At 70.6% G+C, this 26,770-nt stretch carries 29 protein-coding genes; 23 read left to right on the forward strand and 6 right to left on the reverse strand.

Going from position 1 to position 26,770, the window contains the following annotated elements:
• Window positions 1-88 precede the first annotated feature (88 nt).
• The 15 genes from AP234_RS11965 (at window position 89) to AP234_RS12035 (ending at window position 12,243) form a co-directional block, all read left to right on the forward strand.
• Window positions 89-2,839: a nitrate- and nitrite sensing domain-containing protein gene (locus AP234_RS11965; RefSeq protein ID WP_235558123.1), complete on the forward strand. Its 2,751-nt coding sequence runs from the start codon at window positions 89-91 to the stop codon at window positions 2,837-2,839.
• On the forward strand, window positions 2,836-3,261 hold the full coding sequence (locus AP234_RS11970) for a roadblock/LC7 domain-containing protein (protein ID WP_055479637.1): 426 nt from the start codon (window positions 2,836-2,838) through the stop codon (window positions 3,259-3,261). Before AP234_RS11965 ends, AP234_RS11970 begins: the two co-directional genes overlap by 4 nt.
• Entirely contained in the window at window positions 3,258-3,647 is a 390-nt protein-coding gene (locus AP234_RS11975; RefSeq protein ID WP_055479638.1) for a DUF742 domain-containing protein, read from the forward strand. The genes AP234_RS11970 and AP234_RS11975 overlap by 4 nt, the downstream gene beginning before the upstream one ends.
• Window positions 3,648-3,672: 25 nt before the next feature.
• Window positions 3,673-4,227, forward strand: a complete 555-nt coding sequence (locus AP234_RS11980) for a GTP-binding protein (RefSeq protein ID WP_235558132.1) — start codon at window positions 3,673-3,675, stop codon at window positions 4,225-4,227.
• 94 nt (window positions 4,228-4,321) lie between these two features.
• Window positions 4,322-5,872: a signal recognition particle protein gene (gene ffh / locus AP234_RS11985; RefSeq protein ID WP_055479640.1), complete on the forward strand. Its 1,551-nt coding sequence runs from the start codon at window positions 4,322-4,324 to the stop codon at window positions 5,870-5,872.
• A 205-nt stretch (window positions 5,873-6,077) separates the two neighbouring features.
• Entirely contained in the window at window positions 6,078-6,545 is a 468-nt protein-coding gene (gene rpsP / locus AP234_RS11990) for a 30S ribosomal protein S16 (protein WP_055479641.1), read from the forward strand.
• Window position 6,546: 1 nt separating this feature from the next.
• Window positions 6,547-6,789 carry an RNA-binding protein gene (locus AP234_RS11995; RefSeq protein WP_055479642.1) on the forward strand — a complete coding sequence of 81 codons (243 nt, stop codon included), beginning with the start codon at window positions 6,547-6,549 and terminating at the stop codon, window positions 6,787-6,789.
• A 96-nt stretch (window positions 6,790-6,885) separates the two neighbouring features.
• Window positions 6,886-7,404: a ribosome maturation factor RimM gene (gene rimM, locus AP234_RS12000; protein ID WP_055479643.1), complete on the forward strand. Its 519-nt coding sequence runs from the start codon at window positions 6,886-6,888 to the stop codon at window positions 7,402-7,404.
• A 28-nt stretch (window positions 7,405-7,432) separates the two neighbouring features.
• Entirely contained in the window at window positions 7,433-8,257 is an 825-nt protein-coding gene (trmD, locus tag AP234_RS12005; RefSeq protein ID WP_055479644.1) for a tRNA (guanosine(37)-N1)-methyltransferase TrmD, read from the forward strand.
• Between the two features lie 161 nt (window positions 8,258-8,418).
• Window positions 8,419-8,784, forward strand: a complete 366-nt coding sequence (gene rplS, locus AP234_RS12010) for a 50S ribosomal protein L19 (protein WP_055479645.1) — start codon at window positions 8,419-8,421, stop codon at window positions 8,782-8,784.
• A gap of 111 nt (window positions 8,785-8,895) precedes the next feature.
• Window positions 8,896-9,768 carry a signal peptidase I gene (gene lepB / locus AP234_RS12015; protein ID WP_083502011.1) on the forward strand — a complete coding sequence of 291 codons (873 nt, stop codon included), beginning with the start codon at window positions 8,896-8,898 and terminating at the stop codon, window positions 9,766-9,768.
• Window positions 9,769-9,777: 9 nt separating this feature from the next.
• The gene (lepB, locus tag AP234_RS12020; protein WP_055479647.1) at window positions 9,778-10,386 is read left to right on the forward strand and encodes a signal peptidase I; all 609 of its coding nucleotides are present in this window, start codon (window positions 9,778-9,780) and stop codon (window positions 10,384-10,386) included.
• A 92-nt stretch (window positions 10,387-10,478) separates the two neighbouring features.
• Window positions 10,479-11,204 (forward strand): ribonuclease HII, encoded by a 726-nt coding sequence (locus AP234_RS12025; protein ID WP_055479648.1) that lies wholly within the window; start codon window positions 10,479-10,481, stop codon window positions 11,202-11,204.
• A 39-nt stretch (window positions 11,205-11,243) separates the two neighbouring features.
• The gene (locus AP234_RS12030; protein ID WP_036327164.1) at window positions 11,244-11,567 is read left to right on the forward strand and encodes a DUF2469 domain-containing protein; all 324 of its coding nucleotides are present in this window, start codon (window positions 11,244-11,246) and stop codon (window positions 11,565-11,567) included.
• A 76-nt stretch (window positions 11,568-11,643) separates the two neighbouring features.
• Window positions 11,644-12,243 carry a M23 family metallopeptidase gene (locus AP234_RS12035; protein ID WP_063842865.1) on the forward strand — a complete coding sequence of 200 codons (600 nt, stop codon included), beginning with the start codon at window positions 11,644-11,646 and terminating at the stop codon, window positions 12,241-12,243.
• Here AP234_RS12035 and AP234_RS12040 read toward each other — a convergent pair.
• The 4 genes from AP234_RS12040 to AP234_RS12055 all read right to left on the reverse strand — a co-directional run bounded on the left by AP234_RS12040 (window position 12,206) and on the right by AP234_RS12055 (window position 16,453).
• Window positions 12,206-13,138 (reverse strand): tyrosine recombinase XerC, encoded by a 933-nt coding sequence (locus AP234_RS12040; RefSeq protein ID WP_055479649.1) that lies wholly within the window; start codon window positions 13,136-13,138, stop codon window positions 12,206-12,208. The two genes, AP234_RS12035 and AP234_RS12040, sit on opposite strands and share 38 nt — an antisense overlap.
• Window positions 13,139-13,255: 117 nt before the next feature.
• Complete coding sequence (gene dprA / locus AP234_RS12045) at window positions 13,256-14,518, reverse strand: DNA-processing protein DprA (protein ID WP_083502012.1); 1,263 nt, start codon at window positions 14,516-14,518, stop codon at window positions 13,256-13,258.
• A gap of 17 nt (window positions 14,519-14,535) precedes the next feature.
• Window positions 14,536-16,098: a YifB family Mg chelatase-like AAA ATPase gene (locus tag AP234_RS12050; RefSeq protein ID WP_055479650.1), complete on the reverse strand. Its 1,563-nt coding sequence runs from the start codon at window positions 16,096-16,098 to the stop codon at window positions 14,536-14,538.
• A 1-nt stretch (window position 16,099) separates the two neighbouring features.
• On the reverse strand, window positions 16,100-16,453 hold the full coding sequence (locus tag AP234_RS12055; protein WP_055479651.1) for a YraN family protein: 354 nt from the start codon (window positions 16,451-16,453) through the stop codon (window positions 16,100-16,102).
• A 118-nt stretch (window positions 16,454-16,571) separates the two neighbouring features.
• Between AP234_RS12055 and AP234_RS12060 the strand changes: the two genes are divergently transcribed.
• Window positions 16,572-17,948 (forward strand): CoA transferase, encoded by a 1,377-nt coding sequence (locus AP234_RS12060; RefSeq protein WP_055479652.1) that lies wholly within the window; start codon window positions 16,572-16,574, stop codon window positions 17,946-17,948.
• Here the strand turns inward: AP234_RS12060 and AP234_RS12065 are convergent.
• The gene (locus AP234_RS12065) at window positions 17,836-19,167 is read right to left on the reverse strand and encodes an MFS transporter (RefSeq protein ID WP_063842866.1); all 1,332 of its coding nucleotides are present in this window, start codon (window positions 19,165-19,167) and stop codon (window positions 17,836-17,838) included. The two genes, AP234_RS12060 and AP234_RS12065, sit on opposite strands and share 113 nt — an antisense overlap.
• Before the next feature lie 72 nt (window positions 19,168-19,239).
• Here AP234_RS12065 and AP234_RS12070 point away from each other — a divergent pair, with 72 nt between their 5' ends.
• From AP234_RS12070 to AP234_RS12095, 6 genes are all read left to right on the forward strand, one after another.
• Window positions 19,240-19,893: an ArsR/SmtB family transcription factor gene (locus AP234_RS12070; RefSeq protein WP_063842867.1), complete on the forward strand. Its 654-nt coding sequence runs from the start codon at window positions 19,240-19,242 to the stop codon at window positions 19,891-19,893.
• Between the two features lie 261 nt (window positions 19,894-20,154).
• A complete protein-coding gene (rpsB, locus tag AP234_RS12075; RefSeq protein WP_055479653.1) occupies window positions 20,155-21,054 on the forward strand; it encodes a 30S ribosomal protein S2 in 900 nt (299 codons plus the stop codon).
• A 144-nt stretch (window positions 21,055-21,198) separates the two neighbouring features.
• On the forward strand, window positions 21,199-22,032 hold the full coding sequence (gene tsf / locus AP234_RS12080) for a translation elongation factor Ts (protein WP_055479654.1): 834 nt from the start codon (window positions 21,199-21,201) through the stop codon (window positions 22,030-22,032).
• A gap of 123 nt (window positions 22,033-22,155) precedes the next feature.
• The gene (pyrH, locus tag AP234_RS12085) at window positions 22,156-22,854 is read left to right on the forward strand and encodes a UMP kinase (protein ID WP_235558133.1); all 699 of its coding nucleotides are present in this window, start codon (window positions 22,156-22,158) and stop codon (window positions 22,852-22,854) included.
• 9 nt (window positions 22,855-22,863) lie between these two features.
• Window positions 22,864-23,421, forward strand: a complete 558-nt coding sequence (gene frr, locus AP234_RS12090; RefSeq protein ID WP_055479655.1) for a ribosome recycling factor — start codon at window positions 22,864-22,866, stop codon at window positions 23,419-23,421.
• Between the two features lie 128 nt (window positions 23,422-23,549).
• The gene (locus tag AP234_RS12095) at window positions 23,550-24,455 is read left to right on the forward strand and encodes a phosphatidate cytidylyltransferase (RefSeq protein WP_083502013.1); all 906 of its coding nucleotides are present in this window, start codon (window positions 23,550-23,552) and stop codon (window positions 24,453-24,455) included.
• A gap of 30 nt (window positions 24,456-24,485) precedes the next feature.
• On the opposite strand, the gene AP234_RS12100 is transcribed toward AP234_RS12095, so the two are convergent.
• Window positions 24,486-25,511, reverse strand: coding sequence for a suppressor of fused domain protein (locus AP234_RS12100; RefSeq protein ID WP_055479656.1), 1,026 nt, complete (start codon window positions 25,509-25,511; stop codon window positions 24,486-24,488).
• A gap of 111 nt (window positions 25,512-25,622) precedes the next feature.
• On the opposite strand from AP234_RS12100, the gene rlmN reads away from it, so the two are divergent.
• Window positions 25,623-26,768 (forward strand): 23S rRNA (adenine(2503)-C(2))-methyltransferase RlmN, encoded by a 1,146-nt coding sequence (rlmN, locus tag AP234_RS12105; RefSeq protein WP_083502014.1) that lies wholly within the window; start codon window positions 25,623-25,625, stop codon window positions 26,766-26,768.
• Window positions 26,769-26,770 lie beyond the last annotated feature (2 nt).

A 26,770-nucleotide genomic window follows, 5' to 3' on the forward strand; every position in this document is an offset into this window, starting at 1 on the left:
TGCTCAAATTGCCGATGACTTGTGGGGTTTCCCGTACGGGCCCACCGCGAAACTCTTTCCCGAGGACCAGCGCGAGAGGTTGCGACCAGTGAGGACAGCAACGATCGAGGGCGGTCGCCGCGCCGATCCCGAACCGCCCGGCGGAGCGGGTGTCGGCGGCGCGACGACCACCACGAGCGGGCGACGGCCGCCGGGGGCCCGGACCGGGAGCTCGGCCGGGCACGCCACCGGGAGCCCGATGGCGCTGAAGAACTGGCGCGTACGCAGCCGGCTCCTGGCGCTGATCGTGCTGCCGACGGTCGTCGCGGTCCTGCTCGGCGGCCTGCGAGTGATCACCTCGATCGGCAGCGCCGCCGAGTACCAGCGCGTGCGCGGAGCGGTCGAACTCGTCGCCCGCATCGGCACGCTGGCCCAAGAGATCCAGCTGGAGCGCGACCTCTCCGTCAGATATGTGGCGGGCGGCCGCCGCTCGAACTCGGTCCTCACGCTGATCAACAACCAGCACAAGGTCGTCGACGCGGCGGTGGAGCTGGTCCGGAGCAAGGCCGCGTCCGACGGCGACACGCTGGGAGAACTCGGCCGGGCGGAACTCTCCCGCGCGCTGGGGCGGCTGACCGACCTGCCCGCGCTGCGTAAGATCGCGCTGGAAAGCCAGCTCCAGCCGCTGCGCACCCTCGAGAAGTATCGGCTCGTCACCGCCGACCTGCTGCGGCTCTACGACGCGGCGGGGCAGGGAGTGCCGGACGAGGCGCTCGCTGCGAGCATCAAGGCGCTCGGCGCGCTGGCTCGCGCCCAGGAGGCGGTCTCGCAGCAGCGCGCGCTGCTCGCCCTGGCGCTGGCCAGGCAGCGGTTCGAGCAGGACGAGTTCGACGCCTTCACGGCCGCGGCCGCCGGTGAGCGGAGCGAGCTGACCTCGTTCAACGCCGAGGCGACCATCGCCCAGCGTCAGTACTACGCCGACACCGTGACCAACCAGCTGATCGACCGGGCGAGGTTCTTCATCAACCGGGCGCGCTTCCTCAACGCGGCCGGGCTGCCGATCCGCAACCTCGACCGCAGGAGCTCCGACGAGGAGCGGTGGTTCGCCGCGATCAGCAAGCAGGCCGACCTGATGCGGGAGGTCTCCGAGACCATCACCAAGTCCGCCGTCACCAGGAGCGCCGAACTCCAGGCGGCCGAACGCAACGCGGCCGTGTTCAGCGCCATTCTGATCACCGCGGTCCTGCTGCTGGTCCTGCTCATCACCGCCGTCATGGCCCGATCGCTGGTGCATCCGCTGCGCAGGTTGCGCAGCGAGGCGCTGGAGGTCGCCGGGCGACGCCTGCCCGAACTCGTGCAGCGGCTGCGTGACGCCGACGGCGGGCGCGGCCGGCCCGAGGTGCAGCCGATCGGCGTGCACTCCGCCGACGAGATCGGCGAGGTCGCGCGGGCCTTCGACGAGGTGCACCGCGAAGCCGTACGGCTGGCCGGCGACGAGGCCCAGCTGCGCAGCAACATCAACGCCATGTTCGTGAACCTGTCGCGGCGCACGCAGACCCTGGTGGAGCGGCAGATCACGCTGATCGACGGTCTGGAGCAGGGCGAGCAGGACGAGCGGCGCCTGGCCGACATGTTCAAGCTCGACCACCTGGCCACCCGCATGCGGCGCAACAGTGAGAACCTCCTGGTCCTCGCCGGCCAGGAGCCCGCACGCCGCTGGAGCCGGCCCGTCGAGATCACCGACGTGCTCCGCGCGTCCCTGTCGGAGGTCGAGGGATATGAGCGGGTGGCGCTCAACGTGCCCGGTGACGTCGCCATCGCCGGGCAGTCCGTCAACGACGTCATCCACCTGCTCGCCGAGCTCGTCGAGAACGCGCTGTCGTTCTCGGCCAGGGACACCCGCGTGACCGTGTCGGGGAACAGCATCGACGGCGGCGGAGTGATGATCTCCATCACGGACTCCGGCATCGGCATGACCAACGAGGAGATCGCCCAGGCGAACCATCGCCTCTCCAACCCCCCGGTCGTGGACGTGTCGGTGTCCCGGCGGATGGGCCTGTTCGTGGTCGGCCGGCTCGCGCTGCGCAACGGCATCCGGGTGCAGCTCAGACCGCACGACGGCGGAGGCCTGACCGCGATGGTCCTGCTGCCGGAGGCGCTGATGAGCCGGCCCGCCTACCAGCCGCCGGCCCACGGCGGCGCGTTCGCCCCCTCGTGGAGCCCCCAGTCGAGTCTCCAGCCGAGCCAGTCGGAGTGGCCCGCACGCTCGCCGATCGCGCCGCGTTCGGCCATGCCGCCCTCGGCGATCCCGCCCGCGGCCCCGACGGCCCCCCTCGGTCACAACACCGGCCCGCATTTCACCCCCGCCGCTCCTCACGGGGGTGCCGGGATGCGGCCGCGTCGCCACGACGACGTTCCGGACGAGGCGGCGACCGGTCCGATGCCGGTCCTGCGGAACGCGCCGCTGGAGGAGCCGCCCGAAGAGTTCCTGCCGATCTTCGCTTCCGTCGAGTCCGCGTGGTTCAAGAGGACCACGCCGACCGAGGCGGAGTCGGAATGGCAGCGGCCGTCCGCCGTCGACGCCGGCTGGCAGACCGCTGCCGCGGTCGCCCAGCAGCCCGCCTCCGACGGAAAGACCACCTCCGGCCTGCCCAAGCGGGTCCCCAAGGCCAACCTGGTGCCGGGCTCGGCCGACGCGGCGGCGGCTTCCGCCGCGCCGCCGCCGCCGGTCCTGTCACCCGATCGCGCCCGGAGCCGCCTGTCGAGCTTCCAGCAGGGCGTACGGCAGGGCCGCGCCGTGGCGCGCGGGGAGATCAGCGAGGACCAGGGCTACCCGATGAGAGAAGGGGAGCAGCGATGATGGAGATGAGTCAGGCAGCGCGCGGGCTCAACTGGTTGATCAGCGACTTCGTCGGCTCGGTTCCCGGCGTGGCGCATGCGGTCGTCGTGGCGGCCGACGGTCTGCCACTGGCCTATTCCGACGGATTCCCACCCGATCGGGCCGATCAGCTTGCGGCGGTGGCGGCGGGTTTGATCAGTCTGACGCAGGGCGCCTCGCGGGTGTTCGAGGGCGGGGCGGTGACGCAGACGGTCGTCGAGATGCAGCGCGGGCTGTTGCTGATCATGTCGATCAGCGACGGGTCGTGCCTGGCCGTGCTGGCCGCGCCGGACTCGGACCTCGGACTCGTGGCGTATCAGATGACGTTGCTGGTGGATCGAGCGGGACAGGTGCTCACGCCGGCGCTGCGCGCCGAGCTGCAGTCGTCCCACTCGCGGAGGTGACGGTGGACCCGTGGGGGCAGCCGCACGGCGGCGCCCCGATCCCCCAGGAGCCCGCGTCCCCGGTCCGCCCCTTCACCGTGACCGGAGGGCGTACGACCCCGCGCATGCAGCTCGCGATCGAGGCGCTCGTGTCGTCGGCGACCACGGCCCACCTCGATCTGTCCGGCCGCCCACCCGAGTACCGCGCGATCAGCTCGCTGTGCCGTCAGGTGCGGTCGGTGGCGGAGGTGTCGGCGTTGTTGCGGATTCCGCTGGGTGTGGTGCGTGTGGTGATCGCGGACATGGCGGCTGAGGGGTTGGTGCAGGTGCATCAGCCGCAGCTGGATGCGGGCAAGCCGGATGTGACTTTGCTGGAGAGGGTGCTCAGTGGACTTCGCAGGCTCTAGAGATGTGGCCGGTTCCGGTCGGGGGCTGACGTCGACGAAGATCGTCGTTGCGGGTGGTTTCGGTGTGGGGAAGACGACGTTCGTGGGGGCGGTGTCGGAGATCATGCCGTTGACGACGGAGGCGGTGATGACCGATGCGTCGGCGGGGGTGGACGATGTGGGGTTGGTTCCGCATAAGACGACGACGACGGTGGCGATGGATTTCGGGCGGGTGTCGCTGGATCGTGATTTGATCTTGTATTTGTTCGGGACGCCGGGTCAGCATCGGTTCTGGTTCATGTGGGATGACCTGGTGCGGGGGGCGATCGGTGCGGTGGTGCTGGTGGATACGCGGCGGCTGGCCGACAGTTTTCCGGCGGTGGATTATTTCGAGGAGGCGCGGTTGCCGTTCGTGGTGGGGATCAATGGGTTCGATGGGCGGTTTCCGCATGGTGAGGAGGAGATTCGGGAGGCGATGACGTTGGGGGCGCATATCCCGATCGTGCGTACGGACGCGCGTGATCGGGAGTCGGTCAAGAGTGCGTTGATCACTCTGGTGGAGCACGCCCTGACCACGCACGTCGGGGTGCCCGGCCGATGAGCGGGCGCGCGGACGGGCGCGGAGGCCGTGGGGCCGGATAGGCTGGAGTCCGGTCCATTCACCCGTCCAATCGCTTCGAGGGCTGGCCACTCACGTGTTCGAGACGCTTTCCGACCGGCTGACTTCGGTCTTCTCCTCCCTTAGGTCCAAGGGCAGGCTTTCCGACGCCGACATCGACGCGACCTGCCGCGAGATCCGCATCGCCCTGCTCGAGGCCGACGTCGCGCTGCCGGTGGTGAAGGACTTCGTGGCCCGGGTCAAGGAACGGGCGCGCGGAGCCGAGGTCTCCCAGGCGCTCAACCCCGCCCAGCAGGTCGTGAAGATCGTCAATGACGAGCTGATCGCGGTCCTGGGCGGTGAGACGCGCAGGCTGCGCCACGCCAAGACCCCGCCGACCGTCATCATGCTCGCCGGTCTCCAGGGATCGGGAAAGACCACGCTCGCCGGCAAGCTGGCCAAGTGGCTGCGCGACCAGGGCCACGCTCCGCTGCTCGTGGCGTGCGACCTTCAGCGGCCCAACGCCGTACAGCAGCTGTCGGTCATGGCCGAGCGGGCCGAGGTCGCCGTCTTCGCGCCCCAGCCGGGCAACGGCGTCGGCGATCCGATCGAGGTGGCCAGGGAGTCGATCGACCACGCCCGGCGCCGCCAGCACGACGTGGTCATCGTCGACACCGCCGGACGGCTGGGCATCGACGAGGAGCTCATGCGGCAGGCGGCCGACATCCGCGACGCGATCAGCCCGGACGAGGTGCTGTTCGTGGTCGACGCGATGATCGGTCAGGACGCCGTGAGCACGGCTCAGGCGTTCATGGAGGGGGTCGGCTTCGACGGCGTCGTGCTGACCAAGCTCGACGGCGATGCCAGGGGCGGCGCCGCGCTGTCGGTCCGGCATGTCACCGGCCGTCCGATCATGTTCGCCTCCACCGGCGAGAAGCTCGAGGACTTCGACGCCTTCCACCCGGACCGGATGGCGGGCCGGATCCTCGACATGGGCGACATCCTCACCCTGATCGAGCAGGCCCAGAAGACCTTCGACGAGCAGGAAGCCGCCAAGATGGCGGGCAAGCTCGCCTCCGGTGACGACTTCACGCTCGACGACTTCCTCGAGCAGATGATGATGGTCCGCCGAATGGGCCCCATCAAGAACCTGCTCGGCATGATGCCGGGCATGGGGCAGATGCGCGATCAGCTCAACCAGGTCGACGACCGGGACCTCGACCGCATCGCCGCCATCATCCGCTCCATGACCCCCGGCGAGCGCCGGGAACCGAAGATCATCAATGGCTCGCGGCGGGCCCGCATCGCCAAGGGCTCCGGGGTCACCGTCACCGAGGTCAGCAACCTCGTCGTCCGCTTCTTCGAAGCGCAGAAGATGATGAAGCGGATGACCCAGGGTCTGGGCATTCCCGGCATGCCGGGCCGGGGCAAGGGCCAGAAGGCGCAGAAGGCCAAGAAGGGCCGGCGCGTCAGCGGCGACCCCCGCAAGGCGGCGCGCGGCAAGGCCGCCTCCGGTACGGGCGGCACGCCCTCGCTGCCGAAGGGCATGGGCGCACTCGGCAACCTCGGCGCCGGGCAACTGCCCCCCGGCCTGGAACTCCCGCCGGGCTTCGACCCGTCGAAGTTCAAGCTGCCGGGCCAGAACTGACGCGATCTCCGGCATTGACGCCATGATGGCGAGGAGATGCCCGAGCATCCCGAGCCATCTGGCAGAATGTCTGGCTGGAACATCGTGACCAGGCGGGTGCCCTCTCACCCCCGCCGGTCGCGTCTGTCCCTCGGGCGGGTTCACATCGTGCCCCACTCGATGAGACACCGCTCACCCACGCTCTAATGCAGGAGAGACCACACTCGTGGCAGTCAAGATCAAGCTCAAGCGGCTCGGGATGATCCGCAACCCGCAGTACCGCATCGTCGTCGCCGACAGCCGGAGCAAGCGCGACGGCCGTGCGATCGAGGAGATCGGCCTGTACCACCCGAAGGAGAACCCCTCGCGCATCGAGGTGAACTCCGAGCGGGCGCAGTACTGGCTGGGCGTCGGCGCGCAGCCGACCGACCCGGTTCTCAAGATCTTCAAGCTGACCGGCGACTGGCAGAAGTTCAAGGGCGAGCCCGCTCCGGCGACGCCGCTTCAGGTGGCCGAGCCCAAGCCCGACCGCCACGCCGCCTACGAGGCCGCGGCCAAGGAGACGCTGACCGGCGACACCGGTGCGGCCACCACCCAGAAGAAGGCCAGGAAGCCCGCCAAGGCCGAAGCGACCGCCGAGGCCCCGGCAGCCCAGGCGCCGGCCGCCGAGGAGAAGCCGGAAGGCGAGGCCTGAGATGCTCGAGGAGGCCCTCGAGCATCTGGTCAAGGGCATCGTCGAACATCCTGACGACGTCCGGGTCCGCGCGCGACGCATCCGCACCGGACGCGTCCTCGAGGTCCGGGTCCATCCGGAAGACCTCGGCAAGGTCATCGGCCGCGGCGGCCGTACGGCCAGGGCACTGCGCACGGTCGTGAACGGGCTGTCCCAGGGCAGGTACGTACGGATCGACCTGGTCGATCTGGACGAGGTCCGCTGAGGACGACCTGATCTCCGGGGGACCCCGCATGGGGTCCCCCGCTCGGCTTCCGGGGGTCCGGCGCCGGCGAGATTCGTTTCTGGAAGAAGGCGACAAGTGCAGTTGGTGGTGGGCAGGATCGGCCGGCCGCACGGCGTGCGGGGCGAGGTCACCGTCGAGGTGCGCACCGACGACCCCGACGTGCGCTTCGCCCCCGGTACGGCGCTCGCCACCGACCCGGCGGAAGCCGGGCCGCTGACGGTCGAGGGAGCACGCTGGCACAAGGGGATCCTGCTGCTGGCCCTGGCCGGCGTGACCGACCGTGACGCCGCCGAGGAACTGCGGGGCACGCTGCTCGTCATCGACTCCGCCGACGTCCCGCGTTCCGCCGACCCCGACGAGTTCCGCGATCACGAGCTCATCGGCCTGGCGGTGCTGACCGTGGCCGGCGAGCGGGTCGGTGAGGTCACCGACGTCCTCCACCACGGGCAGGACCTCCTCGTGGTCCGCCGTCCGGCGCGGAGCGATGCCTACGTTCCTTTCGTCAAGGCGCTCGTCCCCGAGGTCGATCTCGACCGGGGCGTCCTGGTCGTCGACGCGCCGCCCGGCCTGTTCGATCTCGGCGAGTCCGAGTAGGGCGACGGCGAGCAGGAGGAGGCCACGCATGCGCGTCGACATCATCTCGATCTTTCCCGAATACTTCGCTCCGCTCGATGTGTCGCTGGTGGGCAAGGCGCGGGAGCGGGGCATCCTCGAGATCCATCTTCACCAGTTGCGGGACTGGACCCGCGACGTCCACAAGACCGTGGACGACACGCCGTACGGCGGGGGCCCCGGCATGGTGATGAAGCCGGAGATCTGGGGCGAGGCCATCGACGCGGTGATCTCCGCAGGCCGGTCGGCGCTGGGCGAACCGGCCGGGGCGCCACGGATGATCGTGCCGACGCCGAGCGGCCGGCCGTTCACCCAGGAGACGGCCATCGAATACGCCGCCGAGCCCTGGCTGCTGTTCACACCCGCCCGTTACGAGGGCATCGACTCCCGCGTCGCCGCCGAGTACGGCTCCCGCCTGCGGGTCGACGAGGTGAGCATCGGCGATTACGTGCTGGCGGGCGGTGAGGCGGCCGTCCTCGTGATCGTCGAGGCCGTTGGGCGGCTGCTGCCCGGTGTTCTCGGAAACGCCCGATCGGTCGCCGACGACTCCTTCGCCCCCGGACCGATGGCCAACCTTCTGGAGGGCCCGGTCTACACCAAGCCACCGGTGTGGCGCGGCCACGAGGTGCCCGAGATCCTGCTGTCCGGCCACCACGGGAAGATCGCCCGCTGGCGGCGTGACCAGGCCCTCCGGCGCACGTTGGAGAAGCGGCCCGAGTTGGTCGCCCGGCTCGATCCGGCCGGTCTCGACAAGGACGACCGGAAGATCCTGGCGGAGTTCGAGGCCGCTTGCGGAGTCCCGTTTCGCGCGCGGCCTCATGATGTGGCAAACTAAGACGCTGCTGCCGCTTTTCGGGTGGCCGGGTGTCGCCCGGTCCCGGCCGCAGCACAACCGGACGTAAATCAAGCCAAGCGCGCGTGTCCCCCTCGTCGCCGAGCCTCGTCGGCCCGGCCGGGTGGACCTCCGCGTGCCCATGTCAGCGAGGAACCGCCGCCATGCACACGCAGATCCAGGAGCTCGAGAAGGCTGCTCTACGCAGCGACATTCCGGCGTTCCGCCCGGGTGACACGCTGGAGGTCCACGTCCGCGTCGTCGAGGGCAACCGGTCCCGTATCCAGGTGTTCAAGGGGTTCGTCCTGCGTCGGCAGGGCGGCGGCGTGCGTGAGACTTTCACCGTTCGCAAGATCAGCTACGGTGTCGGCGTCGAGCGGACCTTCCCGGTGCACAGCCCGGTGATCGAGAAGATCGTCGTGGTGACCCGGGGCGATGTCCGCCGGGCGAAGCTCTACTACATGCGCGACCTGCGCGGCAAGGCGGCGCGCATCCGCGAGAAGCGTGAGGCGACGCCGGCCGCCAAGTAGGTCAAGGAGTGTCGATCGTGGTCCGTGCCATCGGTACGGACCACTTTCTTTTGGCGGTGACGCCGCGTCCACGCCACTGGTCACCGCGGACATCATTTAGGCTCAGCACCGTTGACTAGCGAAGGTCAGGGGTTCGGCGTGTGCCCCCCTGCCGAGGACGGGGTGGACGTGGTCGCCGAAGACATCCAGCAGAGCGCCGATGGTCCCAAAGAGAAGAAGGGTTCGTTCTGGCGGGAGCTCCCCGTCCTCATCGTGGTGGCCCTCGGCCTGGCCCTGCTCATCAAGACCTTCGTCGTGCAGGCGTTCTACATCCCGTCGGAGTCGATGGAGAACACCCTGCTGATCAACGACCGCGTGCTCGTCAACAAGCTCGTCTACCACGTCCGCGACATCGAGCGCGGCGACGTCGTGGTGTTCTCGGGCGTGGACTCCTGGGATCCCGAGGTGCGTCTGGAGGAGCCGTCGAACCCGATCACCGCGGCCGCCCGCTGGATCGGCACGGCCTTCGGCGTGGTCCCGGGGGAGAAGGACTACATCAAGCGGGTCATCGGACTGCCGGGCGACCGGGTGAAGTGCTGTGACGGTGAGGGCCGCGTGACGGTGAACGGGGTGCCGCTGGACGAGAAGGCATACCTGCACCCGGGAGACGCGCCCTCCGATACGCCCTTCGATGTCACGGTGCCACCCGGGCGGCTGTGGGTGATGGGCGACCACCGCGCCGTCTCCTCCGACTCGCGGCGCCACACGGGTGATCCCGGAGGCGGCGCGATCCCCGCGGACCAGGTGATCGGCCGCGCCTTCGTCATCGTCTGGCCGTTCGACCGGGCCCAGGTCCTGCCGATCCCCGACACGTTCGCCCAGCCCGCGCTGAAGGCCGCCGGAACCGTGGGCGGGGCCGCCCCCGTGCTGGCGGGCTTCGCGGGAGCCGTACCACTGGTGATGATGCGCCGCAGACTCAAGAACCGCAGATCAGCCAGTCGGTAGAGGAAGGTCATGACGAAGACCGGCAAGACCGAGAAGACCGAAGAGACCGAGAAGAAGGGGTCGGGGCTCCGCGACACGATCCTGTACGGGCTCGGCGGGATCGTGGTGGCCCTACTGGTCCACGCGTTCGTCCTGCAGTCGTTCTACATTCCCTCCGGGTCGATGGAGAACACGCTGCTGCTGAACGACTACGTGGCGGTGAACAAACTCGCCTACAAGTTCGGCGACGTGGATCGGGGCGACATCGTCGTCTTCAAGGGCTGGGACGGCGAGGACACGATCAAACGGGTCATCGGCGTGGGCGGCGACACCGTGAAATGCTGCGACACCAAGCGCCGGATCACGGTCAACGGCACCCCGCTCGAGGAGGAGGGCGCCTATCTGTATCCGGGGGTCTATCCCTCGGGGCGCAAGTTCGAGGTGAAGGTGCCTCCGGGACGGCTGTGGCTGATGGGCGACCATCGGAACAACTCCATGGACTCCCGTACGTTCCTGGAGGACGGGCATCTGGGCACGATCTCCGAGGACGACGTCATCGGCCGGGCCTTCGTCCGGTTCTGGCCGTTCTCGCGCTTTTCCTGGCTGTCCCCGCCGGAGACTTTCGCCGCGGTCCGCTGATCTCGCCGGTCCCGATTCACCTGGGCTTTTGCCCGAGGTGGGGGTTCGGGCCGTATCGCCGAGGCGGAATGGGGCGTAATGTGCTTGTCGTCATGACGCCTTTGTATCGCCCGCGTCCCAGTGTGGTGCGGCGGGATTCGGGACTGTACGGCTACGAGCGGGCCCTGGCACGACGGGGGTTCACGCCGATCGCCGGGGTGGACGAGGCAGGCCGTGGTGCCTGCGCCGGGCCGCTGGTGGTCGCCGCGGTGGTGCTCGGCCGGGAGATCGACGGCCTGGCCGACTCCAAGCTCCTCACCGAGGCCGCCCGGGAGCGCCTCTACGACCACATCACCGTGACGGCGCGCGCGGTCGGCGTCGTCGTCATCCCCCCAGAGGAGATCGACGCGAGGGGTCTGCACAGGTGCAACGTGACGGGGATGCGCCGGGCGGTGGCGGGGCTGGGCATCGATGTCGGTTACATCCTGACCGACGGGTTCCCGGTGGCCGGCCTTCCCGCACCGTCGCTCGCCGTATGGAAGGGCGACCAGGTCGCGGCCTGCGTCGCGGCGGCCTCGATCGTGGCCAAGGTGACCAGGGACCGCCTGATGCGCGGCCTGGACGAGGTGTTTCCCGAGTACGGCTTCGCCGTCCACAAGGGTTACGTCACGTCCGGCCATCGACGGGCTTTGGCCCAACATGGACCCAGCCCCCATCACCGGTTCTCGTTCGTGACGGTGGCCAGGGTGACTCGTGGAGCGGAGATCCAGGACGCGGGCCCGTCGACCGGGCAGGATGGGGGCATGCAAGAGAATGAGGTGGGGGCCGGTGTCGTCTGAAAGGGCGATCGCGACGGGGAGCGGAAGAGGAGGTCCGGAGTGAGCGCGGAAGATCTCGAGAAGTACGAGACCGAGATGGAGCTGCAGCTCTACCGGGAGTACCGCGACGTCGTGGGACTGTTCACCTACGTCGTAGAGACCGAGCGGCGCTTCTATCTGACCAACTCGGTGGATCTCGACGTCCGGACGGCCGAGAACGGTGACGTCTTCTTCGACGTGAAGATGCAGGACGCCTGGGTGTGGGACATGTACCGTCCCGCGCGCTTTGTGAAGAACGTGCGAGTCGTGACCTTCAAGGACGTCAACATAGAGGAACTGGCCAAGCCGGATCTGGAGATGCCCAAGGAGGGATTCTCGAGCTGACCGATCTCGAGCCCGGTTTTCCCCAGAACCGGGTTCGGCGGGCCGGGGCGCCGTCCGCCTGTCGCACTGTTGGGGCATGCGCTCGGTCATCTGCCTGCTCGCCTGCCTCGTGACCACCTGGTCCGGCATCGGCCTCTCGTCGCGGCCGCCGCCGCCCACTGGTGCGGGCGACGGCCCGGACGGCGGATCGCCGGCCCCGGCGGTCATGTCATGGCGTCGCCCGCTCGGTGTTCGCGGCCAGGTGATCAGAGGCTTCGATCCGCCGCCCCGGCCGTGGCTCGCCGGCCACCGTGGGGTGGATCTCGCGGCGCGGGCCGGCGACGAGGTCCACGCGGCCGGTCCGGGAATCGTCGGATACGCCGGCCGGGTGGCCGGGCGAGGCGTCGTCGTCATCGCGCACCCGAACGGGCTGCGCACCACCTATCTCCCGGTCCGGGCATCGGTGGTGGCCGGCGGACGGGTGGCAGCGGGCGACGTGATCGGGGTGGTCGAGGATGTCGTGGGACATTGCCGGAGGGTCTGTCTCCACTGGGGACTCCTCCGCGGCAGGAGCTACCTCGATCCCCTCGCGCTGTTCGGCCTCGGCAGGGTCCGCCTGCTGCCGTCCTGGCCGGAGACGGGGCCGGGGGAGAGTCAGGTCAGGCCCGTGGGTGAGCCTGCCGATACGCGGCTCTGAGCCGTTCGACGGACACATGGGTGTAGATCTGCGTGGTGGACAGCGACGCGTGGCCGAGCATCTCCTGAACGCTGCGCAGGTCGGCTCCGCCCTCGAGCAGATGGGTGGCCGCGGTGTGCCGGAGGCCGTGCGGGCCCATGTCCGGTGCTCCGTCGATCTCCGCCAGCCGCGCGTGCACGATCCGCCTGACCGTGCCCTGGTCGATCCGGCCCCCGCGCACTCCGATGAAGAGGGCGGGCCCTGAGCTCTCGCGGACCAGCGACGGCCTGCCGCGCACGCACCAGGCGTCCAGCGCGCGCAGCGCGGGCGCTCCCATGGGCACCGTTCGCTCCCTGCCGCCCTTGCCCAGCACCCGCACGGTCCGGCGATCGCGGTCGACGTCGTCCAGGTCGAGACCGCACAGCTCGCTCACCCGCACACCGGTGGCGTAGAGCAGCTCCATGATCGCCTGATCGCGCAGGTCCCTGGGATCGCCGGAACTCGTCCGGTCGGCCGCGGCCCCGTCGAGTACGGCCCGGGCCTCCGCCTGGTCCAGCACCTTGGGCAGGCTCCGGCGCGGCTTGGCGGTGCCCAGCAGCAACCCGGGATCGTGGTCCGACCAGCCGCGCCGGTGGCAGAAGGCCGTGAAGGCCCGCGCGCACGCCGTTCGACGTGCCAGCGTGGCCCGGGACAGCCCGGCCCGATGCTGATCTCCCAGCCAGTCGCGGAGAGCGGCGACGTCGAGAGCGGCGATCGCCTCCAGACCGGTGCTTTCCCGCTCCGCGGCCGCCAGGTGCGCGAACAGCGAGGCGATGTCTCCCAGGTACGCCCTGACGGTGTGCGGCGACAGACCTCGCTCCAGGCGAAGATGGCGCTCGAACGCCGCCAGGACCGGCTCGAACCCGTTGGACGACATCTCAGGTGACCCCCAGGGTGATCTCCCTGCCGTCCCCCACGTCGATCGTTGCCGAGATGCGGACGGTCATGATTCGCATGCTAACCGTCGACCCATTCGTGATCTCGATGAATCGGACTACCGGGAGCGGCGGAGTCGCCAGCCGCGGTTCGACTGCTCGACGAATCCGGCGGCGGCCAGCCCGCCGAGGCAGGCGAGGGCCGTGGTGAGATCCACCCCGGCTGCGACGGCGACCGCGGCGGGCCCCGTCCCGCCACGGGCGGGCACCGCCTCCAGCACCCGTCTCGTCTCGTCGTTCAGCGCGTCCCGGGGGAGCACGGGTCCCCGGGGATGTGGGGCGAGGTCGGTCCCGATGGAGCCGACCAGATCGATCACTTCGTCGGCGGAGGTCACACAGACCGCCCTGCCCTCCCTGATCAGCACGTGACAGCCCACCGAGGTCTCCGAGGTGACCGGGCCGGGCACGGCCATCAGATGCCGGTTCAGGTCGGCGGCGTGCCCTCCGGTGTTGAGCGCTCCGCTCCGCGCCGCGGCCTCGACGACGACCGTGCCGCGCGACAGTGCGGCGATCACCCGGTTGCGTACGAGAAACCGCGGCCTCGTGGGATGGAAGCCCAGCGGCCATTCGCTGATCACGAGGCCATGGGAGCGCACGGCGCGGAACAACTCCTCGTGAGCCGTTGGATAGCAGACGTCCGTACCGCAGGCCAGCACGGCCACCGTCGCCGCCCCGGCCGCCAGCGCGCCGCGGTGGGCGGCGCCGTCGATCCCGTAGGCTCCACCACTGATCACCGACCAGCCGCGCTCGCCGAGTCCCGAGCCGAGATCGCTCGCGACGGTCGTCCCGTAGGCGGTCGCGGCCCGTGCTCCGACTATCGAGACGGAGCGCAGGCAGGCGAAGCGCAGGTTGGCCCGCCCATCGAGCCACAGTCCGAACGGCCGCCGGTCAGCGAGGTCGTCGAGCTGGGTGGGCCACTCGGCGTCGCCGGGGACCACCAGCCGGGCCCCCTGCTCCAGTCCCGCGGTGAGCAGGGCCTCGGGGTCCGTGTAGCGGGCGGCCCAACCCGCGACGAGCCGGGTGAGATCGAGACGGCGCCGCGACGCCGACGCGAGCGCGGCCTCCCGCCGCACGAACTCCGGCTCCAGCCCGCCGCGCCGAGCCTGTTCCAGCGCGGCCACCGGGCCGTACGCGGCGATCAGCCGGCCCATCACCGGATCACCGGCCTCGGCCATGCGCATGAGCGCGGCCCGGGCCGCCCGCTCCTCCTCCCGGGCGTGATCCTCGGGGACGCCGTGCCGGGCCTCCGCCGGGCCCTCCGCCCGAGCCCCGGTGTCGGCCCGGCCCTCGTCTCGTCCCGTCTCCTCCAGCGGTTCACCCATCGGTTCACGTCCCCCCATCAGTCCACCCCCAGCCACATCGCCAGCGCCCCGGACGTCTCCTGCTCGCCGGGGATCTCCCGGTCCGCGAGGTCGGCCAGGGTCCAGGACAGGCGGAGCACTCGGTCGAGCCCACGCGCGCCGAGCGTGCCGAGGTCGAGGCCACGATGCAGCGGGGCGAGGGCCTCGCTCGGCAGGCGGAACTCGTCGTGCAGGGCGGCGGACGGCACCTCGGCGTTCGCACGCCAGGGCGTCCCCGCCAGCCGCCGGGCGGCACGTTCCCTCGCGAGCAGGACCCGCTGTGCCACGACCTCGGTCGACTCGGTGAAGTGCCGGTCCGCCAGCAGTTCGGCCCGGGTGGCCCGGCCGACCCGCACCTTCACGTCGATCCGGTCGAGCAGCGGGCCGGACAGCCGCGCCAGATAGCGCCGCCGGGCGCCCGGCGTGCACCGGCAGGGTTCCCGCGACGTCCCCGGACGGCCGCAGGGGCACGGGTTGGCCGCGAGGACGAGCATGAAGCGAGCGGGAAAGGTGATCGTCCCGCTCGCCCGCGCGATCGTCACCGTGCCGGACTCGAGCGGCTGACGCAGAGACTCGAGCACGGAGGCGGCGAACTCGGGGGCTTCGTCCAGGAACAGCACCCCCCGGTGCGCGAGCGACACCGCGCCGGGACGCACCGTCCCGCCGCTGCCGCCGCCCACGATCGAGGCCACCGTCGCGCTGTGATGCGGAGCCACGAACGGAGGCCGGGTGAGCAGCGGCCGACCGGCCGGGAGCGTCCCCGCCACCGATTGGATCGCCGACGCCTGCAGGGCCTCTTCGCGGCCGAGCGGGGGCAGCAGGGTCGGCAGCCGCTCGGCCAGCATGGTCTTTCCTGTGCCCGGCGGGCCGACCATCCAGAGGTTGTGCCCACCGGCCGCGCACACCTCCAGAGCCCTGCGCGCGAGCGGCTGACCGGCCACGTCCCGCAGGTCGGGCGTGCTCTCCGGCCCGCTCGTCGTGGACCCGGCATCGGCGGCCCCGGTGGGCGGCACGGGCGGTCCGGCGGCGATCGGCAGGCGGTTCAGGTCGCCGGTGCGCAGCCACCGCACGAGCTCGCCGAGGCGGGTGACGGGGAGCACGGTGAGGCCGGGCACGAGGGCCGCTTCGGCGGCGTTGCACGCGGGCACGACGACCGTGCCGATTCCCGCCTCCGCCGCCGCCAGCACGGCGGGCAGCACGCCCCTGATCGGCCGCACCCTGCCGTCGAGCCCCAGCTCGCCGAGGAACAGCGGATCCGCGATGCGGTGCGCGGGGACGGCACCGGCCGCGCCCAGCACGGCGACGGCGATGGCCAGATCGAAGATCGAGCCCCGCTTGGGCAGGCTCGCCGGGAACAGGCTGACCGTGATCCGTGTGTCGGGCCAGGCGAAGCGACTGTTGATCAACGCCGAGCGCACCCGCCCGCGTGCCTCGCTGGTCGCGGTGTCGAGGAGGCCGATGAAGTGCGTGCCCGCGACTCCGGGCCCCACGTCGGCCTCGACCTCGACCATCCGGCCGGTGACGCCCACCAGCGCGACGCACCGGGTCCTCGCCACGGCCATGTCAGATCACTCCGCGCTCGTGGCGTACGGCGAAGTCGCCGGCGAACCGCTCCAGCGCGACCACGTCGACCCGGATCGCGCCGAACGTCTCGGACCGCCCGGCCAGCCACCGGCCCGCCAGGCGCCGCAGACGCCGCAGCTTCTCGAGGGTGACCGCCTCGAACGCGGTGCCGTGGCTGCGGCCGGAGCGGGTCTTCACCTCCACGACGACCAGCGTGTCGCCGTCCCTGGCGAGGATGTCGATCTCACCCTGCGAGCATCGCCAGTTGCGGGCGAGAATCCGCATGCCCCCCGCCTCGAGGAAGTCCGCGGCGAGCTGCTCGCCGCGTCTGCCCAGTCGATCTTTCGCGGCCATGTGACCACCTCCGGCCCCGACGGTCGCCGACCGAGGGCTACCCTCGATGGGCCGAACGGCGTTCTGTGGACAACTCCCCGCGGAGAATCGCGGTCAAGTGGGGGAGGGGGCGACGGGCATGATCGGGGAGCTCATCCGGGAACTCGGCGAGGGAGTCGGGGTCGCCCTGCCGGACGTCCGCGTGACCGGCGCGGACCCGGTGCTGCCGTCCGTCTTCCGGGTCGGCACGGCCGCCACCGTGTGCGTGGGCGCGGCGACCGCCGCCGTGGCCGCCTACTGGAGGCCCGCCGATCCGCCGGAGGTGCTCGTCGATATGCGACACGCGGCGGTGGCCTTCCAGAGCGAGCGACACTTCCAGGTCGACGGCGAGCACCTCGATGTCTGGGCGCCCCTGTCGGGCGACCATCGCACCCGGGACGGCTGGGTCAGGCTGCACTGCAACTTCGCACACCATCGGGACGCCGCGCTCCGGGCACTGGAGTTGCCGGCCGGGGCGACCGTGGAGGACGTCGCACGCGCCTGCGAGAGCCGTACGGCCCTCGACGTCGAGGAGGCGGTGACCCGCGAGGGCGGGGGCGCGGCCGCGATGCGCAGCCGGGCCGAATGGCTCGCGCACCCGCAGGCGCGCGTGGTCGCGGAGCGGCCCCTGGTCGCGCTCACCCGCCTGCCCGGCACCTCGGGTGCGGCCGGGCCGTCCGGACGAGACGAACCGCCGAAGGGGGAGCGGCCGCTGAGCGGGGTGCGCGTCCTCGACCTGACCCGGGTGATCGCCGGGCCGGTGGCCGCCCGCACGCTCGCCGCTCACGGGGCGGAGGTGCTGCGGGTCGGCGCCGCCCATCTGCCCGAGGTGCCCGGGCTCGTCGTCGAGACGGCGTTCGGCAAGCGGTCGTGCCACATCGATATCCGCTCGGAGCCCGAGGCACTGCGCGACCTCGTCCGGGAGGCCGACGTGGTCATTCAGGCGTACCGGCCTGGGGCACTGGCGGCCAGGGGGTTCGGGCCGGCCGATCTCGCGGCGCTGCGGCCGGGAATCGTCTGCGTCGACATCTCCGCGTACGGCTCCCGCGGTCTCTGGGGCGACAGACGGGGCTTCGACAGTCTGGTCCAGATGGCCTGCGGAATCGCCCACGAGAACGGCGACGGATCCCGGCCTGCTCCACTGCCGGCCCAGGCGCTCGATCACGGCAGCGGCTTCCTCGCCGCCTTCGGCGCGGTCGCCGCGCTGCTGCGCCGCCGGGCCGAGGGCGGATCGTGGCACGTAGAGGTGGGCCTGGCGCGCACGGCCGGCTGGCTCGACGATCTCGGCAGGGTCGACGGCGCCGGGATTCCGCAGCCGTCGGCCGACGGACTGCTGGCCACCATGCCCAGCGCTTTCGGCGCCCTCACCTACGTGCGGCCGCCGGGGCTGATCGAGGGAGCGGAGCCGCACTGGTCGAGCCCGCCGCGGCGGGGCGAGCACCGCGCCGAATGGGCGACAGCCACAGGCAGGGGATGACGAGGAGCGCGGCGATCGAGCACACCCACAGCGTGGGCCGGAGCCCGATTGACGCTCCGAGCAGGCCGCCGAGCATGCTGCCCGGCGCCATCACGCCCTGGGTGGCGAAGCCGATCGTGGCGTTCACCCGGCCGAGCAACTCGGCGGGAGCCTCACGCATCGTCACGGAGCTCGCGCAGACGCTGTAGCAGACGATGGCCACACCCGTGACCACCTCTGCCGCGCCGAGCTGGCATACGACGAGCCAGACCGGGCCCCCGGCCGCCGCCGTCGCGACGAATCCGACGGGAAAGAACAGCACCGAGCCGAGGAGCACCCGGTTCTCGCCGAACCGGCGGGCCAGCCGGGGTGCGAGCACGGCGCCGAGCAGCCCGCCGACGCCGAACCCGGTCGCGGCCACACCCACCAGAGCGCCGGGAAGGCCCAGCACGCGTACGGCGAACAGCACGAAGAGCGCGAGCTGGGCCGCGCCGAGCAAGTTGACGATCATCCCGGTGGCGCAGAGCGCGCGCAGCGTGCCGTGCCTCACCAGCGCGCTCATGCCCTCGCCGATCTCGCGGAGCATGCCCCTTCGTCGGCTGCGCGTCCCGTGCTCCGGTGCGCGGATGCCTCTGAGACAGAGGGCGGACGCCAGGAACGTGACCGCGTTGACCACGACGGCCACCGGGGCGGTCAGCAGGGCGACGAGCAGGCCGCCCAGGCTCGGTCCGCACATCTGGGCGATGGCGAACACGGACTGGAAACCCGCCAGGGCCGCTGTCCGCTGCGAGGGCGCCACCACGGACGTCAGGTGGGGAAGGTTGAACGAACGGAACAGCACCGTGCACACACCGACGGTCAGCGCGACCGCGATCAGCCAGGGGATGCTCAACAGCCCGCCCAGCCAGGCCGCGGGCACGGACAGTACGGCGAGGCCGGCGGCGACCTCGCACGTCGCCATCACCGGCCTGCGGCGGATCACGCGGTCGGCGAGCGCGCCCGACGGGAGGCCGACCAGCAGGAACGGGACCGTCGAAGCGGCGGTGAGCAGGCCCATCTCGATCGGAGACGCGGCCAGCACGGTGGCCGCCGTGAGCGGTAGCGCGAGCCGGGCCACTTCGCTGCCGGTCTCCGAGACCGCTCGGGCCGACCAGAGCAGCCGGTAGTCCCGCTGGCGCCGTAACGGGACGGGGCCGCCTGACTCGGGAGAGGCGGAGGTCTCAACGGAGGGGATCGACATATTTGTGAAACTAGTGCTTCATAGTTGTGAAGTAAAGACTTCATATCTTGGAACCGGGTAGCGTGGGGTGATATGACGAGCGTTCGGTCGGAGGAGTACCGGCGGGTCACCGACACCGGAGTCCTGCGAGCGATGGCGCATCCCGCCCGGCTGGCCATCCTGACCCGGCTGCAGACCGAGGGGCCGGCGACGGCCACGGAGTGCGCCCAGGTCACCGGGTTGTCACCCAGCGCGTGCAGCTATCACCTCCGAACGCTGGCCAAACACGGGTTCGTGGCGGATGCGCCGCCCAGAGGGGACGGCAGGGAGCGGGTGTGGCGGGCGCTCCAGCGCGGCTGGGGGTTCGAGGACCCCGAGGGTGAGCTGAGCCCAGACATCGTTCAGGCGCAGCGGGCCGTGATCGACACCGTTCTGGCCGCGGCGGCGCAGCGGCTGGCCGACTACCTGGCGCAGTCTGACCGGGAGTCTCGCGAGTGGCGGGCCGCGGCCTGGCTCACCCATGCGGTGCTGCTGGTCGACGCCGAGGAACTGCGAGCGCTGGCCGAGCGGATCAACGAGCTCATCCATCCGTACCGGGTGACCGAGCGCGCGGCCGAGGACGCTCCCACAGGGGCCCGGCTGGCGGAGGTCCACCTCCGACTGTTCCCGCGGGCGCCGCGCGGGGCCGCGCCGCACGCCCGCGAAGCCGCCGGTGCCGCCGGTGCCGACGAAGCGGTCGTCACCTGATAAGGCGGATCCGTATAGACTGTTCGACGGCCTGCTTGTGCGGGCCGAATTCGCACGCCCGTTCACGGGAGTGTCCGCGCGGATCGCGAGATCGCGCGAGACACGACCAGGGGCCGTCTCCTCGGTCCGGACCGGGGCGTGTTCACCAGAACACGACCTCGCCCGGTGAAGATGGCCCGGGGCGTCAGGACGCGGGCAACGGGCCCGCGTGACCAACCGAGGCCAGTGCCCGAGGGCACGCGACCATGGAGGAACAGCACCATGGCCCCTGTCGTCACCATGCGGCAGCTTCTTGAGAGCGGCGTTCACTTCGGCCACCAGACGCGCCGGTGGAACCCCAAGATGAAGCGCTTCATCCTCACGGAGCGCAACGGCATCTACATGATCGACCTGCGGATGTCGCTGTCGTACATCGACCGCGCGTACGACTTCGTGAAGGAGACCGTCGCGCACGGCGGCACGATCATGTTCATCGGCACCAAGAAGCAGGCTCAGGAGGCTATCGCCGAGCAGGCGTCGCGCGTCGGCATGCCGTACGTCAACCAGCGCTGGCTGGGCGGCATGCTCACCAACTTCTCGACCGTGCACAAGCGGCTCCAGCGTCTCAAGGAGCTGGAGGAGCTCGACTTCGACAACGTGGCCGGCTCCGGGCTCACGAAGAAGGAGCTCCTCATGCGCCGCCGCGAGAAGGAGAAGCTGGAGCGCACCCTCGGCGGCATCCGCGACATGGCCCGCGTCCCGAGCGCGATCTGGGTCGTGGACACCAAGAAGGAGCACATCGCGATCAACGAGGCCAAGAAGCTCGGCATCCCGGTCGTCGCGATCCTGGACACCAACTGCGACCCCGACGAGGTCGACTACCCGATCCCGGGTAACGACGACGCGATCCGCGCCGTCAGCCTCCTCACCCGTGTGGTCGCCGACGCCGTGGCCGACGGACTGATGACCCGCGCCGGCGCCTCCCGCGGTGAGGAGAAGCCGGCGGCCGGTGTCGCCGTCGCGGAGCCGCTGGCCGAGTGGGAGCGCGAGCTGCTCGAAGGCTCCGCCCCCGCCGCCGAAGCGGCCGAGGCCGGCGAGGCCCCCGCCGCCGAGCAGGCCGCCGAGCAGCCTGCGGAGCAGGCCGACCAGAGCGCGCAGAACGCTCAGGGCGAGCAGGCCTGACGCACGCTCCCGCCGCCGTACGGCCGAGCCGTACGGGAACGGCGACACGCTTCATCGGGCGGGCGCCCGGCCGCTGGAACACACCGGCGGGCGCCCGCCCCCCATGACGATTCGCATCCTGGTCCTGAAGAGGAAATCAGAACAATGGCTTCCGTGAACATGGCCGACGTCAAGCGGCTTCGCGAGATGACCGCCGCCGGCATGATGGACTGTAAGAAGGCGCTCGAGGAGTCCGCTGGCGACTTCGACAAGGCCGTCGACATCCTGCGTCTCAAGGGCGCCAAGGACGTCGGCAAGCGCGAGGCGCGCACGGCCTCGAACGGCCTGGTGGCCGTCAAGCACGAGGGCGACTCCCTGGCCGCGCTGCTGGAGATCAACTGCGAGACCGACTTCGTCGCCAAGAACGAGCGCTTCCAGCAGCTCGCCGCCGACATCGTCGCCCATGTCCTGGCGACCAAGCCCGGAGACGTGCCGACCCTGCTGGAGTCCCAGCTGAACGGCAAGACCGTCAAGGAGCTGCTCGACGAGACGAACGCCACGCTCGGCGAGAAGATCGAGATCCGCCGGTTCTCCGTGCTCGACGGCGGGTACATCGTGTCGTACATGCACAAGACCGACCCGCAGCTTCCGCCGGCGGTCGGCGTGCTGATCCAGCTCGACCAGCCGAACGCCGAGGTGGCCAAGGACATCGCGCAGCACACCGCCGCGATGGCGCCGAGGTTCCTGAGCCCCGCCGAGGTGCCGGCGGAGGTGATCGAGAAGGAGCGGTCGCTGTTCGAGCAGATGACCCGCGAGGAGGGCAAGCCCGAGCCGGCCATCGCGAAGATCGTCGAGGGCCGCGTCAACGGCTGGTACAAGGACTTCACGCTGCTGGAGCAGGCGTTCGTGAAGGACAACAAGAAGACGATCGCCAAGGTCGCGGACGAGGCCGGTGTCAAGGTTCTGGCCTTCACCCGGTACAAGGTGGGGCAGGCTTAGGCTTACCGCCAAGAGCCGTTGACCCTGGGATATTTCGAGGAGGCCGCCGCCGTGCAGGAAAACATCAGACCCGCCACGCCGGCGGCTTCGTCGTACGACGGGCCGCTGCGTTGGAAGCGGGTGATGCTGAAGCTGTCGGGAGAGGCGTTCGCCGGGGGGGACACGCTCGGCATCGACCCGCTCGTCGTCGCCCAGCTCGCCGACTCCGTCGCCGAGGCCGTCCGTGAGGGCGTGCAGGTGGCGGTGGTGGTCGGCGGCGGCAACATGTTCCGCGGCGCCGCCCTGTCCGAACAGGGCATGGACCGTGCCCGTGCCGACTACATGGGCATGCTCGGGACCGTCATAAACTGCCTCGCTCTGCAGGACTTCCTGGAGAAGCGCGGGATCGACACCCGTGTGCAGACCGCGATAACGATGCAGCAGGTCGCCGAGCCGTTCCTGCCGCGCAGGGCGATCCGGCACCTGGAGAAGGGGCGAGTGGTCATCTTCGGCGCCGGGCTGGGATCGCCGTTCTTCTCGACCGACACCTGTGCGGCGCAGCGGGCTCTGGAGATCGGCGCCGAGGCGCTGCTGAAGGGCACGCAGGTCGACGGCGTCTACGACGCGGACCCGCGGAAGAACCCCGATGCGGTACGGTTCGACCAGCTTGAGTACGGTGAGGTGCTGACGCGAGGTCTCGGGGTCATGGACGCCACCGCGATCAGCCTGTGCATGGACAACGGCCTGCCCATCGTGGTCTTCGATCTGATGGGCGAGGGCAACATCCTGCGGGCGGTTCGCGGTGAGAAGATCGGCACGCTGGTGAGTCCGGCAGGGAAATAGGGAGCCGCAGTGATCGACGAAACCCTCCTCGAGGCGGAGGAGAAGATGGAAAAGGCGGTGGCGGTCGCCAAGGAGGATTTCTCGGGTATCCGCACCGGCCGCGTCACCCCCTCGATGTTCAACAAGATCAACGTGGACTACTACGGGTCGCCAACTCCGATCCAGCAACTCGCGTCGTTTCACGTCCCCGAGGCCCGGATGGTCCTTGTCCAGCCGTACGACAAGGGTTCGCTGAACGCGATCGAGAAGGCCATCCGGGACAGCGATCTCGGGGTCAACCCCGGCAACGACGGCGCGGTCATCCGCGTGGTGTTCCCCGAGCTGTCGCAGGAGCGCCGCAAGGAGTACGTCAAGATAGCCCGGAACAAGGCGGAGGGCGCCCGGGTCTCCGTGCGGAACATCCGCCGTCACGCCAAGGACATCCTGGACAAGATGGTCAAGGACGGCGAGGCCGGTGAGGACGAGGTCCACCGCGCGGTGAAGGAGCTCGACGACCTCACCCACAGGCACGTCGCGAAGATCGACGAGCTGCTCAAGGGCAAGGAAGCCGAGCTGCTCGAGGTCTGACCGACACCTCGGCGGCGGGGAGCGACGGACGCGACCCGGGCCGACGGACCGGTACGACCGTGATCCTTGTGCCGCGCCGTGCGACGGCGGCGTGGCACAAGGATCACGCGTATAGGGAGTAGGACGTTTTGGACGCAACGGCCGCCACCTCGGAGAACGGGCCCGACAGGAAGTCGGCCGCCGGCGACGGCGGTGCCTTCGGAGCGGCCGCGGCCGCCGGGGGCGGGAGCCGTACGGGCCGGAACCTGCCGGCCGCCGTGGCGGTCGGCGTCGTGCTCGGCGTGGTCGTCATCGGCTCGCTCTACATTGTCAAGGCGGCCTTCCTGGTCGTCGTCCTGGCCGCCGTTGGCGTCGGCGTGCACGAGCTGGTCAAGGCGCTCGCGATCCACGGCATCCGGGTGCCGGTGGTGCCGCTGCTCGCCGGCATGGCGGCGATGGTCGTCGGTCCGTACTGGGGCGGGGTCCCCTTCCTCGTCGGCGCGTTCGCGGTGACCGCGATGGTCCTGCTGATCTGGCGGATGTTCCAGGGCGCCGACGGCTTCGTCAGGGACGCGACGGCGAGCATGTTCGTCGCGGTCTACCCGGCGCTGTTCGCCGGGTTCGTGCCGCTGCTGCTGAAGCCGGAGGACGGCGCCGACCGGGTCGTCATCTTCATCGCCGTGACGGTCTGCAGCGATATCGGGGGATATTTCGCCGGCATCTTCTTCGGCAAGCACCGGATGTCGCCGCTCATCAGCCCCAAGAAGACGTGGGAGGGCTTCGCCGGATCGGCGCTCGCCTGCGTCGTCGCCGGGGCGTTACTCGTCCATTTCCGGCTCGACTCCGGCTACTGGCAGGGGGCGGTCCTCGGCGCGGTCGTGGTCGTCTGCGCCACCCTCGGGGATCTCGTCGAGTCGGTGATCAAGCGTGATCTCGGCATCAAGGACATGAGCTCGCTGCTGCCCGGCCACGGCGGAGCGATGGACCGCCTCGACTCCCTGCTGTTCACGCTCGTCCCGGTCTGGCTGCTGCTGACGCTCCTCGTCGGCCCATGACCGTTCGCCCCGCCGTCAGCATCGGCGCCGTCAGCGGTGCCGTACGGCCAGGCGCGCGGCGAGCGCCTCGTGCCCCTGCTCCGCGGTGAAGCGGAGTTCGGCCTCGGTGAGCGGGAACAGCCACAGCCAGCGGACCGGTTCACCCCCAAACGCGAATCCTGACATGTCTGGAAATCCGGGTGGCTCGGCGAGCATGAGGACCCCCTGATAATCCAGGCCCATCGGGAACGCGTCGGCCCGCCACCGGGCCGTGTGACCGTGCCCCAGCCAGGTCACCGATCGCCAGGGATACCGGCCCAGCCAGGCGAACAGCCGGGTGACCACCCTCGGATCCCGTCGCGTCGCGACGGCGAGCTCCACCCGGCAGGCCGTGTCGTAGAGCTCGGCTCCCGGCATCCGCTGGCAGCTCATCCCCACCGTCGACAGGACGGCGTGGTCGCGTGCCGCCGTGGCCGGGCGTTCCGTCACGCCGATCACGGGCAGACCGCCTCCGCCGATCTCCCAGTAGCGGCCCGGCGGGCCGACCCTGCCGTCCAGGTGGCCCATCACGAACTGCTGGAACGAGGCCCAGCTTCCCTCCGTCTCCCGCCACCGCCAGTAGGCGCGCGCCTCGGCGACGCGGGTCGACAGCCCTTCCATCGCCTCGGCCAGCGGCCACGCGAACGGTGACTCGCCCACGGCGTCCCGCGCGTAACCGGGCATGCCGCGGTCCATGTCCGCCCAGCTCGGAATGACGGCCAGGAGTTCGCCGTTCTCGAACAGGGCGACGCCGTCACCCTCCTCGAACCAGAGCACGGACAGCGCGGCCGCGTCCAGCGGCGGGGTGCCGGCCGGACGAGCGGTGGCGTTCACCGGCAGCACGGGCGGCAGGCCGGCGTCGGTTCTGGCCGGGTCGGCCGCGTCCGGAGCCGGGCGGTGGTTGGCCAGCCAGACCGCTCCGCGTACGGCGCCCCGCGCGTCGCGCAGGTAGGCTACGGACGACTCCCGGTCGGTTTCGACTGTGAGAGTGCGGCTCCGGTATGGATTGGGGCTGGTGAGCACGGTGGTGATGTCCACCCGTCAACCTCCGGGTCGCCTCCGCGAACAGGCCGTCAGACCGAATGTAAGCCCGGTTGCTGCAGCCGTTAAGACCGTGTTCCGCCAACCACGAGATCGGAAGGTTTCCGCGTGAGCGAGCAGCCGACCACCACGCAGCCGACCACCGGCCAGGACCGGCCCGGCCGGCTGACCCTCATCGCGCCCCGCCGGGCCAAGCCGCGGCGTCACCTGGCGGATCTGAGCATGGCCGAGCGCCGGGAGGCGGTCGCCGAGCTGGGGGAGAAGCCGTTCCGCGCCGATCAGCTCTCGCGGCACTACTTCGCCAGGCTCACGGCCGCCCCCGAGCAGATGACCGACCTGCCGGGCGGGCTGCGTGAGCGGCTGGTCGAGCAGCTCATGCCGCCGCTGCTGACGTCCGTACGCGAGATCACCTGTGACGGCGGCATGACGCGCAAGACCCTGTGGCGGCTGTTCGACGGGTCGCTCGTCGAGTCGGTGCTCATGCGCTATCCCGACCGGGTCACCATGTGCGTGTCATCCCAGGCGGGCTGCGGGATGAACTGCCCGTTCTGCGCGACCGGCCAGGCCGGTCTCACCAGGAACATGTCCACCGCCGAGATCGTCGAGCAGGTCGTGGCCGGGGCCAGGTCGCTGGCACGCGGCGACGTTCCCGGCGGCCCCGGCCGGGTCGGCAACATCGTCTTCATGGGGATGGGCGAGCCGCTGGCCAACTACAAGGCCGTCATCGGCGCGGTCCGCCGCATCGTCGACCCCGTGCCCGCCGGCCTCGGCATCTCCGCCAGGGGCGTCACGGTCTCGACCGTCGGCCTGGTGCCCGCCATCGACAGGCTGGCGGGCGAGGGCCTGCCGGTCAGGCTCGCCGTGTCCCTCCACGCGCCCGACGACGAACTGCGGGACACGCTCGTGCCGATCAACACCCGCTGGAAGGTGGCCGAGGTGCTCGCCGCCGCCTGGCGGTACGCGCGGACGACCGGACGCCGGGTCTCCATCGAGTACGCGTTGATCAAGGACATCAACGATCAGGAGTGGCGCGCCGACCTGCTGGGCCGCCTGCTCAAGGGCAAGCTCGTGCACGTCAACCTCATCCCGCTCAACCCGACGCCCGGGTCGAAGTGGACGGCCTCCCGCCCGGAGGACGAGCGGGCCTTCGTCCGCAGGCTGGAGTCGCACGGCGTCGCCGTGACCGTACGGGACACCCGCGGCCGGGAGATCGACGGCGCCTGCGGCCAGCTCGCCGCCGCGAACCCGTCGTGACC

The organism is Sphaerimonospora mesophila (genome assembly GCF_001417795.1).
GTDB classification, from domain to species: Bacteria; Actinomycetota; Actinomycetes; order Streptosporangiales; family Streptosporangiaceae; genus Sphaerimonospora; species Sphaerimonospora mesophila.

Excerpts from the sequence above, each read along its gene's own strand:
- AP234_RS11970 (WP_055479637.1), top strand. The coding sequence starts at position 2,836 with ATGATGGAGATGAGTCAGGCAGCGCGCGGGCTCAACTGGTTGATCAGC.
- pyrH (WP_235558133.1), top strand. The coding sequence starts at position 22,156 with ATGCTGAAGCTGTCGGGAGAGGCGTTCGCCGGGGGGGACACGCTCGGC.
- AP234_RS12065 (WP_063842866.1), bottom strand. The coding sequence starts at position 19,167 with ATGTCGATCCCCTCCGTTGAGACCTCCGCCTCTCCCGAGTCAGGCGGC.
- rplS (WP_055479645.1), top strand. The coding sequence starts at position 8,419 with ATGCACACGCAGATCCAGGAGCTCGAGAAGGCTGCTCTACGCAGCGAC.
- trmD (WP_055479644.1), top strand. The coding sequence starts at position 7,433 with ATGCGCGTCGACATCATCTCGATCTTTCCCGAATACTTCGCTCCGCTC.
- AP234_RS12040 (WP_055479649.1), bottom strand. The coding sequence starts at position 13,138 with ATGTCGTCCAACGGGTTCGAGCCGGTCCTGGCGGCGTTCGAGCGCCAT.
- rpsB (WP_055479653.1), top strand. The coding sequence starts at position 20,155 with ATGGCCCCTGTCGTCACCATGCGGCAGCTTCTTGAGAGCGGCGTTCAC.
- AP234_RS12060 (WP_055479652.1), top strand. The coding sequence starts at position 16,572 with ATGATCGGGGAGCTCATCCGGGAACTCGGCGAGGGAGTCGGGGTCGCC.
- tsf (WP_055479654.1), top strand. The coding sequence starts at position 21,199 with ATGGCTTCCGTGAACATGGCCGACGTCAAGCGGCTTCGCGAGATGACC.
- AP234_RS12070 (WP_063842867.1), top strand. The coding sequence starts at position 19,240 with ATGACGAGCGTTCGGTCGGAGGAGTACCGGCGGGTCACCGACACCGGA.
- AP234_RS12025 (WP_055479648.1), top strand. The coding sequence starts at position 10,479 with ATGACGCCTTTGTATCGCCCGCGTCCCAGTGTGGTGCGGCGGGATTCG.
- AP234_RS11995 (WP_055479642.1), top strand. The coding sequence starts at position 6,547 with ATGCTCGAGGAGGCCCTCGAGCATCTGGTCAAGGGCATCGTCGAACAT.
- AP234_RS12050 (WP_055479650.1), bottom strand. The coding sequence starts at position 16,098 with ATGGCCGTGGCGAGGACCCGGTGCGTCGCGCTGGTGGGCGTCACCGGC.
- dprA (WP_083502012.1), bottom strand. The coding sequence starts at position 14,518 with ATGGGTGAACCGCTGGAGGAGACGGGACGAGACGAGGGCCGGGCCGAC.
- AP234_RS12055 (WP_055479651.1), bottom strand. The coding sequence starts at position 16,453 with ATGGCCGCGAAAGATCGACTGGGCAGACGCGGCGAGCAGCTCGCCGCG.
- lepB (WP_055479647.1), top strand. The coding sequence starts at position 9,778 with ATGACGAAGACCGGCAAGACCGAGAAGACCGAAGAGACCGAGAAGAAG.
- AP234_RS12035 (WP_063842865.1), top strand. The coding sequence starts at position 11,644 with ATGCGCTCGGTCATCTGCCTGCTCGCCTGCCTCGTGACCACCTGGTCC.